The organism is Pedobacter sp. Leaf250 (assembly GCF_920984735.1).
Taxonomy (GTDB): Bacteria; Bacteroidota; Bacteroidia; order Sphingobacteriales; family Sphingobacteriaceae; genus Pedobacter.
In genome coordinates this window covers 14,638-28,400 of the sequence record NZ_CAKLBU010000027.1, presented here as the reverse complement: position 1 = coordinate 28,400, position 13,763 = coordinate 14,638, and the positions used below count along the sequence as shown (strand labels likewise).

Annotated in this window: 16 protein-coding genes; 7 read left to right on the top strand and 9 right to left on the bottom strand. The window is 35.4% G+C overall.

Annotated elements, in window-relative coordinates; all coding sequences use genetic code 11:
* Window positions 1-5: 5 nt before the first annotated feature.
* The 5 genes from LUA91_RS18805 to LUA91_RS18785 all read left to right on the top strand — a co-directional run bounded on the left by LUA91_RS18805 (window position 6) and on the right by LUA91_RS18785 (window position 5,842).
* Complete coding sequence (locus LUA91_RS18805; RefSeq protein ID WP_231427652.1) at window positions 6-1,355, top strand: M28 family metallopeptidase; 1,350 nt, start codon at window positions 6-8, stop codon at window positions 1,353-1,355.
* Between the two features lie 45 nt (window positions 1,356-1,400).
* Complete coding sequence (locus LUA91_RS18800) at window positions 1,401-1,874, top strand: TspO/MBR family protein (protein ID WP_231427651.1); 474 nt, start codon at window positions 1,401-1,403, stop codon at window positions 1,872-1,874.
* A 49-nt stretch (window positions 1,875-1,923) separates the two neighbouring features.
* Window positions 1,924-4,221: a patatin-like phospholipase family protein gene (locus LUA91_RS18795; protein WP_231427650.1), complete on the top strand. Its 2,298-nt coding sequence runs from the start codon at window positions 1,924-1,926 to the stop codon at window positions 4,219-4,221.
* The gene (locus LUA91_RS18790) at window positions 4,218-4,748 is read left to right on the top strand and encodes a hypothetical protein (RefSeq protein WP_231427649.1); all 531 of its coding nucleotides are present in this window, start codon (window positions 4,218-4,220) and stop codon (window positions 4,746-4,748) included. The genes LUA91_RS18795 and LUA91_RS18790 overlap by 4 nt, the downstream gene beginning before the upstream one ends.
* Before the next feature lie 179 nt (window positions 4,749-4,927).
* Window positions 4,928-5,842: an exopolyphosphatase gene (locus LUA91_RS18785; protein WP_231427648.1), complete on the top strand. Its 915-nt coding sequence runs from the start codon at window positions 4,928-4,930 to the stop codon at window positions 5,840-5,842.
* A gap of 7 nt (window positions 5,843-5,849) precedes the next feature.
* On the opposite strand, the gene LUA91_RS18780 is transcribed toward LUA91_RS18785, so the two are convergent.
* Window positions 5,850-6,527 (bottom strand): carboxypeptidase-like regulatory domain-containing protein, encoded by a 678-nt coding sequence (locus LUA91_RS18780; RefSeq protein WP_231427647.1) that lies wholly within the window; start codon window positions 6,525-6,527, stop codon window positions 5,850-5,852.
* Between the two features lie 160 nt (window positions 6,528-6,687).
* Here LUA91_RS18780 and LUA91_RS18775 point away from each other — a divergent pair, with 160 nt between their 5' ends.
* Together LUA91_RS18775 and LUA91_RS18770 are read left to right on the top strand one after the other, a co-directional pair.
* Complete coding sequence (locus LUA91_RS18775) at window positions 6,688-6,942, top strand: type II toxin-antitoxin system HicA family toxin (RefSeq protein ID WP_231427646.1); 255 nt, start codon at window positions 6,688-6,690, stop codon at window positions 6,940-6,942.
* A gap of 1 nt (window position 6,943) precedes the next feature.
* Complete coding sequence (locus LUA91_RS18770; RefSeq protein ID WP_231427645.1) at window positions 6,944-7,309, top strand: type II toxin-antitoxin system HicB family antitoxin; 366 nt, start codon at window positions 6,944-6,946, stop codon at window positions 7,307-7,309.
* Window positions 7,310-7,313: 4 nt separating this feature from the next.
* Here the strand turns inward: LUA91_RS18770 and LUA91_RS18765 are convergent, their stop codons facing one another.
* From LUA91_RS18765 to LUA91_RS18730, 8 genes are all read right to left on the bottom strand, one after another.
* On the bottom strand, window positions 7,314-7,877 hold the full coding sequence (locus LUA91_RS18765; RefSeq protein WP_231427644.1) for a nucleoside triphosphate pyrophosphatase: 564 nt from the start codon (window positions 7,875-7,877) through the stop codon (window positions 7,314-7,316).
* 74 nt (window positions 7,878-7,951) lie between these two features.
* Window positions 7,952-8,341, bottom strand: a complete 390-nt coding sequence (locus LUA91_RS18760) for a hypothetical protein (protein ID WP_231427643.1) — start codon at window positions 8,339-8,341, stop codon at window positions 7,952-7,954.
* A 198-nt stretch (window positions 8,342-8,539) separates the two neighbouring features.
* Window positions 8,540-9,067 carry an HAD family hydrolase gene (locus LUA91_RS18755; protein WP_231427642.1) on the bottom strand — a complete coding sequence of 176 codons (528 nt, stop codon included), beginning with the start codon at window positions 9,065-9,067 and terminating at the stop codon, window positions 8,540-8,542.
* Window positions 9,068-9,131: 64 nt separating this feature from the next.
* On the bottom strand, window positions 9,132-9,377 hold the full coding sequence (gene iscX / locus LUA91_RS18750) for a Fe-S cluster assembly protein IscX (RefSeq protein ID WP_231427641.1): 246 nt from the start codon (window positions 9,375-9,377) through the stop codon (window positions 9,132-9,134).
* A 129-nt stretch (window positions 9,378-9,506) separates the two neighbouring features.
* The gene (locus tag LUA91_RS18745; RefSeq protein WP_231427640.1) at window positions 9,507-9,839 is read right to left on the bottom strand and encodes a 2Fe-2S iron-sulfur cluster-binding protein; all 333 of its coding nucleotides are present in this window, start codon (window positions 9,837-9,839) and stop codon (window positions 9,507-9,509) included.
* Between the two features lie 40 nt (window positions 9,840-9,879).
* Window positions 9,880-10,644 carry a Rossmann-like and DUF2520 domain-containing protein gene (locus LUA91_RS18740; RefSeq protein ID WP_231427639.1) on the bottom strand — a complete coding sequence of 255 codons (765 nt, stop codon included), beginning with the start codon at window positions 10,642-10,644 and terminating at the stop codon, window positions 9,880-9,882.
* 4 nt (window positions 10,645-10,648) lie between these two features.
* Window positions 10,649-13,114: a cytochrome c biogenesis protein CcsA gene (ccsA, locus tag LUA91_RS18735; protein WP_231427638.1), complete on the bottom strand. Its 2,466-nt coding sequence runs from the start codon at window positions 13,112-13,114 to the stop codon at window positions 10,649-10,651.
* 5 nt (window positions 13,115-13,119) lie between these two features.
* Window positions 13,120-13,554 (bottom strand): cytochrome c maturation protein CcmE, encoded by a 435-nt coding sequence (locus tag LUA91_RS18730; protein WP_231427637.1) that lies wholly within the window; start codon window positions 13,552-13,554, stop codon window positions 13,120-13,122.
* Window positions 13,555-13,763: the final 209 nt, after the last annotated feature.

The following is a 13,763-nucleotide window of genomic DNA, read 5'->3' as shown; positions in this document are numbered from 1 at the left end:
CGAAAATGAAGAAATTTTACAGCTGTCTATTATTCGTCTTTATCGGCTTTTCTGCTCAATCGCAAACCATTATAAACCGCAATGCAGATATCGATCGAATGGTTAAATCCGTTAATCAGGATTCCTTAAAATCATATATTACAAAAATGGTTGCGTTTGGCACCAGAAATACTTTAAGCGACATAAAAAGTAAAAGTAAAGGAATTGGGGCCGCCAGAAATTGGGTAGTGGCTAAGTTTAATCAGTTTGCAAAACAAAGCGAAGGAAGATTAACAGCCTTTTTGGATACCACTACTTTTAAACCTGATGGAAAAAGGGTTGATCAACCGACCTTATTGGGAAACGCTGTAGCCATTTTAAAAGGAACTGACGCTACCGACAAACGGGTATATATAGTGAGTGGGCACTTAGATAGCCGGGTAACCGATGTGATGAACCGCACAAGCGACGCACCTGGTGCCAATGATGATGGAAGTGGCGTTGCCGGTGTAATTGAAGCGGCAAGAATAATGAGTAAATACAAATTTCCAGCTACTGTTATTTTTGTTGCCGTAAGCGGCGAAGAACAATCTCTTTTAGGTTCTGGCTTTATGGCAGCCAAGGCAAAAAAAGAAGGCTGGAATATTGATGCCATGTTAAACAACGATATGATTGGCAGCAACAATAGCAGCGAAACTCAAATTATTGATAACACCAGATTAAGGGTTTTTAGTGAAGGATTACCAAGTTATGAGTTAGATAAAAATGCTAAATCAATCCGTCAGTTTGGTTTGGAAAATGATGGAAAAAGCCGCCAATTGGCCCGTTATGTAAAAGAAATTGGTGAGAGATATGTAGATCAGTTGGAAATTAAACTGATTTACAGAAACGACCGTTTCTTACGTGGTGGCGACCATACCCCTTTCGTCGAAAATGGATTTCCGGCAGTGAGAATTACGGAAATGAATGAAAACTTTGAGCACCAACATCAGGATTTAAGAACTGAGAATGGCATTCGTTATGGCGATTTACAAGAGTTTATGGATTTTGAATACCTCCGAAAAAATACGGCAGTTAATATTGCTGTTTTAGCAAATCTTGCCAAAGCACCATCCACTCCAGTTGATGTGAAAATCGATGTGAAAAACTTAAGTAATTCATCATATTTATATTGGAAAGCACCTGCTAATGGAACCGTAAAAGGCTATTATGTATTAATGCGTGAAACCAGCAGTTCCGTTTGGGAAAAGAAATTTTTTACTACTGCAACTGAACTTAAAATTCCTTATAGTAAAGACAATTATTTATTTGCAGTTCAAAGCGTAAGTAAAGAAGAAAATGAGAGTTTACCAGTAGTTCCAGGTATCGGGCGGTAATGAAACATTTACTTTTTCCTTTTGTTTACTATCAAATTCTTAAAAATGAAGTTTAAGCCAGTCGCATTTATTATAAATATTGCCATTACTTTAAGCATAGGTGCTTTGGGTGGTTGGGCCACGTCCGAATCTGTTAAAACATGGTACCCAACTTTAAATAAACCATCATTTAACCCTCCCAATTGGTTATTTGCACCCGTTTGGACAAGCCTATACGTGTTAATTGGCATTGCAGCTTATCTGGTTTGGGTAAAACGCGACAAAATCGTTCATTTTCCAAGAGTATTTGCCATATACTTTATGCAAATGATTTTAAATCTTTGCTGGTCGTTCATTTTTTTTTATTTACACGAAATAGGTTTTGCACTATTCGAAATCATTATATTATTGATTGTGATTATTGCCAATGCCATCACATTTTATAAAATTGATAAATGGGCTGGCTACCTTTTCATTCCATATATTCTGTGGGTAAGTTTTGCATCATTTTTAACTTATAACATTTTCATGTTGAACTAATTTTAAAAGAAAACACTATTTTAGAAGAGTGGTAACTTTTAAAAACTTTTTGCTGATCTTATTCTTCTTGTGCAGTTCCAAACTACACGCACAAAAAGTAGGGCTTGTTTTTAGTGGCGGAGGTGCCAAGGGTTTAGCACATATTGGTACACTTAAAGCTTTAGAAGAAAATCATATCCCAATTGATTACATCACAGGAACATCAATGGGTGGAATTGTGGGCGCCATGTACGCTGCAGGGTATTCACCTAAACAAATTGAAGAAATTGCAATAAGCAAGAATTTTCAAAATTGGGTAAACGGACGATATACCAGTGATTATACCTATTATTTTCAGAAAAATGCACCCAATGCTTCCATGCTTACAGCAAAAGTGGCTATCGACACTGGTTTCCATTTCAGTTTTAGATCAAACATCATTAACGATATTCCATTAAACTTTGCCTTTTTAGAACTTTTTTCTCAGGCATCGGCTGTATCTAAGGATAATTTCGATAACCTGTTTGTGCCTTACAGGTGTATGGTTGCCGATGTGCTTTCGCAAAAAAGCATTACCGTAAGTAAAGGAAGTTTGGCAGAAGCCGTAAGGGCAACCATGACTGTCCCAATTATCTACAGACCTATAAAATTAGATGGAAAATATGTTTTTGATGGTGGCTTATACAATAATTTTCCCGCCGATGTAATGGAGAAAGAATTTAATCCCGATTACGTTATTGGCGCAAATGTTTCTTCTAAAACCTATAACGAATATCCTAAAAATATTGATGATCGATTAATGAACCGCTTTCTGGTTTACATGTTTCTATCTAAATCAGACTCTACAATGATTGGTAAAAACGGCATCTACATTCAGCCAGATTTAGGAGATTACAGTGTAACCAATTTTGCTCCCGTAGAAGATTTGATTAAAAAAGGTTACGATGCTACCATGGCCGATATGCCTAGAATCAAAACACTCATATCCAAGCGTGTAGACTCTGTAGAATTAGAAAGGAGAAGAGCGGCATTTAACTCTCGTAAGCCCGACTTAAAATTCAGTAATATTATCGTTTCCGGTGTAAATAATCAGCAGAAAAAGTATGTTGAAAGACTTTTTAAAAGCGATAAATCAACCTTTAATCTTCAAGATATTAAGCGTGGATATTACAAACTGGTTGCCGATCAAACCTTTGAAACCATCTATCCGAAAATTACCTACCAAGCCATTAGCGATAGTTATACTTTCGAAGTGGTTGCCCAACCCAAAAAAAGCTTTAAACTCGATTTAGGCGGAAATATATCTACAAGACCAATTAGCAATGTGTTTTTAGGTGCAGAATATAATTATCTAAATAGAAAGGCCTACACTTTTGGCACCAGTTTCTATTCAGGTAGGTTTTATGAATCGGTTCAGGTTAACGGAAGGATTGATTATCCAACCAAGCTCCCGCTATTTCTGGCAGCTGAAATGACCTATAATCACTGGAATTTTTATAATACCAGTAAAATTTTTATCGAAAATCCGCGTCCAATTTATATCGAGCAATCAGATAGGAAGATCGATCTGATGATGGGTGTACCGTTGAATTATAATACTAAAGTTGTGCTTCACGCCAATTTCATAAACAATAACGATCGATATAGCCCAAATAATACCTTTGCTGTTGGCGATTTATTAGATCAAACCATCTTCAATGGCTTTAGAGGATCATTAAATTTGGAGAAAAACTCTTTAAACCGAAAACAATACGCCACCAATGGTCAAAGCTTTTCGCTAAGCGTAAATTATACTACCGGTCGCGAAAATTATAACCCAGGCAATATTTACCGAACTATTCAAGGCTTTGCAAAACCAGCTGGCATAAGTAATTTACGTCAATGGGGAAGCATCAAACTCACGCAGGAAAATTATTTTCTTCATATAAAAAATTATACTTTGGGTTATATAGTAGAAGGCGTAATTTCCAATCAACCTTTATTTAATAACTATTACTCTACACTATTGGTTTCGCCTGCATTTTATCCATTACAAGACAGCAGATCGCTCTTTTTAGATAAATTTAGGGCTACAACCTACGCAGCAGGCGGCATAAAGAACATCTATAATTTTAGAAAAAATTTAGATTTTAGATTAGAAGGATACTTATTTTTGCCACATAAAGAATTTGAGTTAAATAATTTTCAGGATATAAGTTACGCAAAAGCCATTAGCAAAATACGATATGCAGCCACAGCAGGCATGGTTTACCATACACCAGTTGGCCCGGTAAGCTTAAGTTATAATTTATATAATGATGCAATTAAAAGAAATGGTGTATTATTACACATCGGTTATTTAATTTACAATAAACGTTCTATCGAATGAAACGAATTTTCTTACTGTTATTTCTATGTTTAATCGGTTTTTTTGGCTTTGCACAAACGGCAGCCATCAATAATTTTCTGGTTAAAGAAAACCTGCTAAAAAACAATAAATTGGCCATTATTGCAGCCGACTCACTAAACGTACCCAACGAAAATATTAATGGCACCTATACTTTTAGCGTAAGTGGTTTTACACAGGTTTTAAAATTTAACGATGGAATAGCGGTTTTACCACTTCCTATTGATAAATCAACATTTGTATATATTAAGCACCAAAATGATACCGGCACGCACAGTAAACTGGTTTATGTATATAAAAAAGATGCCGATTTAACACCGTACGCCATTAACAGCCTATGGCTCTTTATTATTCCAATTGCGTTGGTAATTATTGCTTTTGCATTTAGAAAGCTTATCATATTTGTAGTAATTGCATTCTTGGTTTTCGTTTACTTTAATCACAGCAGCGGCCTAAATATTGGCACCTTTTTCGAAAGCATATTCGATGGATTGAAAAATTTATTTTGATTTAGAAAAGCCAGCATAGCACTTTTAGGTTACTGTAGTCCGGCTTTTCGCTAAATTCCCGATGCAATGTCAGTGCCGACTGTTCGGCAGAAGAATCGGGAGATAACGCTTCAATCCGGTTTAATAAATTTGGCTCTTGCTGCTATTAATGTTTTACCCTTGCACCGTTTGAATAAAATATGCGCATTGCCCTTATCGATTTAGGTACAAATACATTTCATTTGCTTATTGCAGAAATAAAGCAAAAAAAGTTTGATATACTTTACAAAACCAATGTTCCCGTAAAACTAGGAGAAGGCCGAATCAATGATAATATTATTATTCCTAATGCATTTGAAAGAGGCATTAATTGTTTAGAAACTTTCGCTAAAACCATAAAAAACTACCATGTTGATAAAGTAAAAGCTACTGCAACTTCTGCAGTTAGAAGTGCTGAAAATGGACAAGATTTTGTAAAGGTTGTAAAAGAAAAAACAGCTATTGAGATTGAAATCATTAGTGGTGATGAAGAAGCTGAACTCATTTACCAAGGTGTAAAATTAAGCGGGGGTATTCAAGATTTATCTCTAATTATGGATATTGGAGGCGGAAGTGTAGAATTTATTCTTTGTGATACTCAAAACCTCATCTGGAAAAAAAGTTACAACATTGGGGCCGCCCGCTTGGCACAACAATTTTTCAAATCCGACCCCATCAGTGATTCAGATAAAAATGCAATACTGCTTCACATTCAAAATGAGCTTTCTGATCTCTTCCTTATTTGTGAAGAATATCAGCCTAAAACGTTAATCGGGTCTGCTGGAGCCTTCGAAACCTTTGCAGAATTGATCATCAATAAGAAAAACGATCAAATTGATATTACGAAAACCAGAACATACACATTCAATTTTGATGAATACATCGAAATTGCCATTGAACTTTTAAATAAAAACCATGCTGAGAGAGCTGAGATGAAAGGCATGATTCCTTTGAGAGTTGATATGATCGTAATGGCGACGCTAATTACCAATTATGTTTTAGGTCGTGCTAAAATAAATCAACTTAAACTCTCCACTTTCGATTTAAAAATGGGGTCGTTGGCTTCTTTTTTATAAAATTTTATTACCCTTTTTTAGGATTGTACATAATGCGACCAACAATCATCGATTCTAGTTTCAAAACTAAATCAGCTTGTTTTTCAGTTGCATAATTTAATGTCAAATTACCAGCAAATCGGGCGCTTTGAACGGAAAGAATTTTATTATCGATGCCAATTCCATTGATAAACTTAATTTCATAATTGCCATTTTTGTCGGTAGAAGCATAATATTTGGTATTCAAAATTATTACTCTAATTCCCTCTAATGGCTTTTTATTCTCATCTAAAATTCTGCCGCTAATCTTTTTAATTGTTATCGGTTTTTTCTCGTCGAACTTATCTGCTTTATCTTTCGAAATCTCAATCTTTGCTTTTGGATTTACAGTTAAGGCACTCGCATTTTGAGAGAAAACACTTACCCCAATAGCTAAAACGCCAAGGTATTTCATCCAGCTTCTATTGGCGGGTGAAACTACTAGGTGATAATTAAGTTGGTTGAGTTGGGTCTCGGTTAACCTTCCACAAACTTCCGATGAAGCACTGGCTAATGTTTTTATAATTTCTGCATTGCTGTAACCAGTAAAATCGACTACACATTTATTACAAGCCTGACAGAAATTAAATCCGTCTTTTTGATTCATATCCTCCCAATTTTGATTGCAAGGTTCAGCTATGCTAATTTGTGGTTGTGCGTTTTTCATCGTTTGTGTATTTGATTACATGATGAAAAATGGGTTTACATTCCATAAAGGGATTTTGAAAAATGACCAAAACATTTAAGTAATCATGTTTTATATGTATTGAATAATTTCCATATAAGAGAAAAAATAGTCATATTTGTAACTATAATTCAGTTACATTTTGAGTAAGATTGAAAAACTAGTTGCCAGATTCCTTACTAAACCAAGAGATTTATCTTGGGATGAACTGGTAATTGTATTAAAATTTTATGGCTTTGAAGAAATGGCAACTGGAAAAACGGGCGGTTCAAGGAGAAAATTTACAAATAAAAACAAAGATATTATGAGTTTGCATAAACCCCATCCTAAACCAATTGTAAAATCTTATGTAATTGACCAAGTTTTAGAATATTTAAAAGAAAAAGGAAAACTTTAAGATGATTGATAATTTAAAATACAAAGATTATATCGCTTCTATCCACTACAATTCTGATGATGAAGTGTTTTTTGGAAAAGTTATTGGAATAAATGATCTTATAACCTTTGAGGGCTCTTCTGTAAATGAATTAAAGAGTGGCCTTTCTGAAGCTATAGAAGATTATTTGGATACTTGTCGCGAATTAGGTAAATCTCCAGATAAAACTTACAAAGGAGTTTTTAATGTAAGAGTTCCTTCAAGTTTACACAAACAGGTGGCAATGTCTGCTTCGCAATATAAAATGACTTTGAATGATTTTGTTAAAACAGCTTTATCATACGCTGTTAATCATAAAAGTGATGTCGTGGCTGATTTAACGAAGTAGCCACTTAAATAAATTCAAGCAATTCCCTATACAATTTTTCCGTTGGTAAACCCATTACATTGGTGTAAGAGCCTTCAATGCGTTGAACCACTACAATTCCCCACCAGTCCTGCACACCATAACTTCCTGCCTTATCATAAGGCTGGTAATTATCAATATAAAAATCTATTTCCTCGCTGGTAACGGCTTTACAGTAAACTTCTGTACGATCGTAAAAAGAAAACATTTTATCGCCTTTAACAAGCGTTACGCCAGTATAAACTTCATGTTTGCTCCCCGATAATTTTGCAAGCATTTCCTGAGCATGAGATCTGTCTCTTGGTTTTCCCAAAATTTCTCCGTTTAGCGCCACAATTGTATCGGCTGTAATTACAATTTCATCCCCCACTTTAAAGGCTTTTGATTTTTGTTCTGAAATATAAACGGCAATCTCCGCCGGACTTAAATGTTCAGGATAACTTTCATCAACATCTCTAAGCTCAACTTTAAAGTTTAAACCCATAAGGGCTAAAAGTTCTTGCCTACGCGGAGATTTAGACGCTAGGATAATTGGGACATTTTTTAACATATTGCTCATTAGAATTGCTAAAATAACAAAAGCGGCTAAAAAGCCGCTCTTAAAATAGTTATTGTTAACAAAAACTAGTTATTTCCACCACGTTCTTGCATGCGTTTTTGCATTTCAGCACGTTGCTCATCTTGCCATGTTTTATACAGTTTTTTCTGATCTTCAGTTAAAACAGCATTAACCTTCAAATCGCCATCTGTACGGAATTTTTGCATTTTCTCTCTCATCGCATCTCTATCTCCACCCTGTGCCTCTTCACGCATTTTTTTCATTGCATCTGCTTGTTCAGTAAAAACAGTGGTTAATTTTGTTTTCTGCTCATCGCTTAGCTTTAATTTTTCATCCAGTTGTTTTACGCGATCTTCAGGTTTCATCATCATACCACCACGACCGCCACCTTGCTGCGCATTTGCATAAGTTATTACCGAGAATAACAATGCACAAATCATCATTAATTTTTTCATGTTTTTTGTTTTGAAATTTAGACTTGTTGGAGTAAATCTAAAATCAAAAGTTTAACGCACAGTTGTAACTTCGTTGTTGCAAATGCAGGCTTGCGAAGTTTAGAAGAATTTTGCGCCGTGTATACTTTTTTAAGGATACCTGAATAAAAAATTATCGAAATTCTTTTACCCGAAAACCTTTAAACTTCGCGAGTTAAATTACTTGCCGGAGTCGGCAGCATTTGGATTTTCATCAAACCACTTGCCTTGCAATTTCATTACTTTCTCGATGATATCACGAGCGGCGGTTTTACCTCCCTGATAGGGAGAAATAAATGTAGATATGGCTTTAATTTCATCCACGGCATCAGCCGGACAAGTGGGCAAGCCTACCAATTTCATCACTTTTAAATCAGGAATATCATCGCCCATATAAAGCACCTCTCCTGCAGTGATCTTCTTATCTAAAAGGTATTGATTAAATATTGAAACTTTATCTCCTGTACCTAAGAAAACATCAGTTATTCCAAGATTTGAGAATCGCTTAGCCATCGCGATACCATCTCCACCAGAGATTATACAAACATTATAGCCTCGTTTTACAGCCAACTGCAAGGCATAACCATCTTTAATGTTGAAGGTGCGTAGCGATTGTCCGTTATTATTAACCTGAACAGAACCATCGGTTAAAACACCATCTACATCAAATATGAAAGTGGTTATATCTTTTAGTTTTTGGAGAAACATCCAGCGTTGAAAGTTAAATATTGAAAGTTGAAGGTAAACTGGCTACCCACAACCCATTACTCAATTAATCTTGATTATCTCTCCACTCGTAAACCCAGGCAGATTGAATTTGCTCTAAGTGTCCTTCGCTACTTTCTTCGCGTGTACCTTTGAAGTTTGGAAGGGTTAACACCCACTCCAACAATTCAGTGAAGCGAATGCGGTAAATTTTGGTTTCGCCAAACTCATCGCCAAATTTTTCATATAAAGACATAGCAATATCTTCATAATCGTTCCAGTAAAAAGGTAAAGCAAATTTATCGTTGTTCATGTTTTTATTTTAAGTTGTAATGTTGGGTAATTCGTATTAGAATGTTTGTGGGTCGAAGGTTGAAAAGTTGTTAGGCTGAAGATTAATATTTTCGGACTTCGGACTCCAGACTAAAGACTTCCGACTAAACTAGTGTCCCATAAATCCAGATTGATCTGGAATGGTTACTTCAATATCGCCATTGATAATAACACACTGGCAACCCAAACGTGATGTAATTCGTGGGCGAACGGCTCTATCGATGAAATCTTCCTCTTTATCAGAAATTTCTTCAATATTATCCATTCCTTTAGTAACATAAACGTGGCACGTACTGCAACCACAAACACCCCCACAATTATGCTGAAGGTCGATTCCATTATCCAGACAAACATCCAAAACAGATTCTCCTGCAGCTATAGGTAATTCTATAGATTCGTGATCTGCTTCTTCGAAATTTATTTTTAGTTTAAAAATGCTCATAATTATTTTGCAAAAGTAAGAAGCAAAAGCGGTAATAATGCTATTTAGACATTAATTTTATGCTGCTGCTTATAGTTTTATAAATGTTCTGCATGTCAGGTTTGTTTTCTAACATCTCTAAATGCTTATTCATAGTGTTTTCATCGTTCCGCACTGCAGGACCAGTTTGCACACTTTCGGGCAAATTATCCATCACCTTATCTGCCGTTTCAGCAATTAAGGGTCTGATGATATTAAAATCTAAATTATTCTCTTCCAAAATTTTATGAGCCATAGCAAATAAATGGTTTGGAAAATTACATGCAAAAACTGCCGCCAAATGCAATACTTTTCTTTTTGCACCATCCAATTCATATACCTGATCACTCAATTTATTTGCAAGATCCTTTAATATTTGCAGCTGATTATCATCGTTAGCTTCAATACAAAGTGGAACATCGTCAAATGAAAGCGCTTTAATTTTGGAAAATGTTTGCAATGGGTAAAATACGCCTCCATTTTTTACATGTGATGAGAGTATGCTGATATCTGTTGTGCCGGATGTATGAACCACCAAACCGTTTACATTCTTCAAAGAAGTTGCTACATGCTCAATTGCATCATCTTTTACTGAAATAATATATAAATCAGCGGTTTGATCAACCTGAGCTAAATTATCAATGGCTTCGGCATTTAATTGCTTGGCTAATAATTTTGCATTTAAAAGATTCTGGCTATAAACCTGCAACACCTGTTCACCTTTGGCATTTAAAGCCTTAGCTAAGTGAGTTGCAACATTTCCAGATCCCAATAAAACAATATTCATCCAATTATGCCACTTTGGCTTCTTTTCTTCTTCTAAAAATGGACAGTAAGAAACCTACAACCATAATAATAGTACCAGCCCAATATAAATTGATGAAAGGAAATTCAATGGCTTTAAAAACTACCCAATCTTTAGCCTGTTGTGGTTTCTCAAAAATTTGAAGTTCAACCTTTTTCTCATCGGGTAACACTTGAGCAAAACGGAATTTTAAATCCAATTCATCAATTTTACGAGCAAAATCGAAAGTGTTATTTCCTTTAATCAAAAACATAGGTTCTGCAGTGTAAATCTTACCTGCCGCATTAATTTCCAATGGCAAGCCTACAGCATAATCACCTTGTGCCAATACTAAATCTTTGGCCATTGGCTTGTTATTTAATGCCTTTACCGTTACAATACCGCTTGAAGTATGAATGGTATCCCCTACCGAAACCTTAACAACTCTTGGCGCTTTATAATTTTCATCATCCGAATGACCTTCATGGTCATCGTGAGATTCTTTTTTAATGGCTGCACTGGTGATGTGCGTATATACATCATAAGTGAGGTAATGTTTTGTATCTGGTGATGCAATCAATCCCATTTTCTCATTATCCTGAACATGAGGATGTAAATTAAAATCTTCCTTAACCTTACCTTCCTTATCTAAAACCTTAAAGTTGAGTGTATAAATTGTATTAGGTAACTGAGTGGTATCTGATACATATGTTACCGTGTACTTGCCCATTTGTTTAGGCTCGTTTTTGTATAACATAATGTTTTCACCAGGTTTTTCCGTTTTCTCGAAATCCTTAACCGGAATAAAATTGTTGGCGTTTATAGAAAGCGGCTTATTTGTAGCCGCAGAAATTAACGCTCCTAAAATTAAGAATGCAAAACCAATGTGCGCAATTGCAGAACCAGCCAATTTCACTTTGCCTCCAAATGCTTGATAAAGAACAGCTGCATTTGAAAATACTGCAAACAAACAACTAAATGTAATTAAAATATACATGGTGTTGGTATAGATATCTGCAACGTAAACCAATCCAGCGGTGATCACAATAGAAAATAATATCACAGAAACTAAGCTGCTGTAAAATTTGCGAGGATCGGTTCTTTTGTATTTTAAATACTGAGAAAATCCAGAGATTAAAGTAATTAAGACTGCAAATGGCGCTTGCCATTGATTGTAGTATTTCACTGCATCAATTGGCGGCGAAAAGTTTGTTCCGAAGGCTTTATTAAAAACCGGAACAGATGTTGAAAATATTACCTGAATACAGGCAACGGTAACCACTAATGCACCAATAAACATCCAAAACTCGCGAGAATAAGTCTCTTCATCTTTTGTAGTAATTGGCAAATCTTTCCATCGTTTAATAATTAGAAAAGCTGCCAGAACTGCAAATACTACATTATACAATATCAGGTGACCAAACATTCCCATATCGGTGAATGAGTGAACGGATGTATCGCCCAAAATGCCACTTCGGGTTAAAAAAGATGCGTAAAGCACCAATAAAAAACTTAAAAAAACCAATGCAATTGCTGTAAAATAAGCATGGCCAGTATTTTTATAAGCAATCATTACGTGTACTGCCCCAATTAAAGTTAACCACGGGATTAATGATGCATTTTCTACAGGATCCCATGCCCAAAAGCCACCGAAATTTAATGCCTCGTACGCCCAGAACGAACCCATAATAATACCTGTACCTAAAACCATAACCGCAAAAAGTGTCCATGGCAAAGCAGGTTTAATCCATTCTTTATATCGTTTTTGCCAAAGTGCTGCAATTCCGTAAGCAAAAGGAACAACCATACTGGCGAAACCTAAAAACAAAGTTGGCGGGTGGATAACCATCCAATAGTTTTGCAACAGTGGATTTAATCCCCTTCCATCGGTGATAAATGTTAAATATTTTGCGAAGTTTTCTGGATTAGCAAAAACAACAGGTGCCATTGCTTTTAAATCTATCGCATCTCTTAATAAAATGAAAGGAGAACTTCCGATACGTTCGCCGAAAATCTCAACGCCAAGCATCATGGATGTCAAAAACACTTGAGAAAAAGCGACAACAGTCATCACCGGACGCTCCCAAGTTTTGGCCTTCCAAATTAAAAGTGCGCCTAAAAGAGATTGCCAAAAAGCCCACAACCAAAAACTTCCTTCCTGTCCTTCCCAAAATGCAGATACAATATAATAGATTGGAAGCTCTTTTGAAGAGTGAAAATAAACGTAGTTATATTCATTGAAGTGACCAAGAATAAGATAGAAAAGTGTTGCACCAATACCAATAATACTGGCCCAGTTTACTAAAAATCCAATTCTACCAATATTACGCCAAGATTTATCTTCTAAATTTTCTTTGCGACTGGCAAAAAAATATGCAAAAGTTGAAAGTAACGATGCACTAAAAGCCAACACAATAAAAAACTGTCCGATTTTACCCGGCAACAGGTTTTCGCCTACAAATTGAATATCCATTAAAATTATTTATATATTTTTTCGCCGTTTTGATTCACGGTATCCACCTTACCATCTTTATTAATTTCAACTAAATTATCGTTGTATTTAGATGGGCATTTCATTAAAATTTTAGAGGCATAAAACTTGTCCTTATCCATTTTACCGATAAGTACTAATTTTTCAGATTTTTCGAAGTCCTGGGGTTTCGTTCCATTGTAAATTACTTCACGAATTTCGCCTTTCTCGTCCTTCATGTGGAAACCAAAGTGATTAGCGTCTTTTACAGCATCATAATACATGCCCATTGATTTTTCCCAGTAGCCCATTACATGCTCCTCTTTACCCGAAGTTGATGCTTCCTTAAAATTGGAATAGGTATCTGTGTTTGCGTTCAAACTAAATAAAATCCCCACAGAAATTGCGATGGTGATTAGACCAATGATTGCACTTTTTTTCATTTTATATGTTATTGTAAAAGCTGGCAACAAAGATAGAAAAATAGCCTTAGCGAAGGTTGATTAACAATTTTCTTGTCTTTATATTGACAATTAGCTGATTAATTATTCATCAATAATTTGATTTATGCCTAAACAAAAATTACCCACAGTTCTTAAGCTCACATAAACTAATTTTAAAATGAGCAATCAGTAATCCTTCGCCATAAACA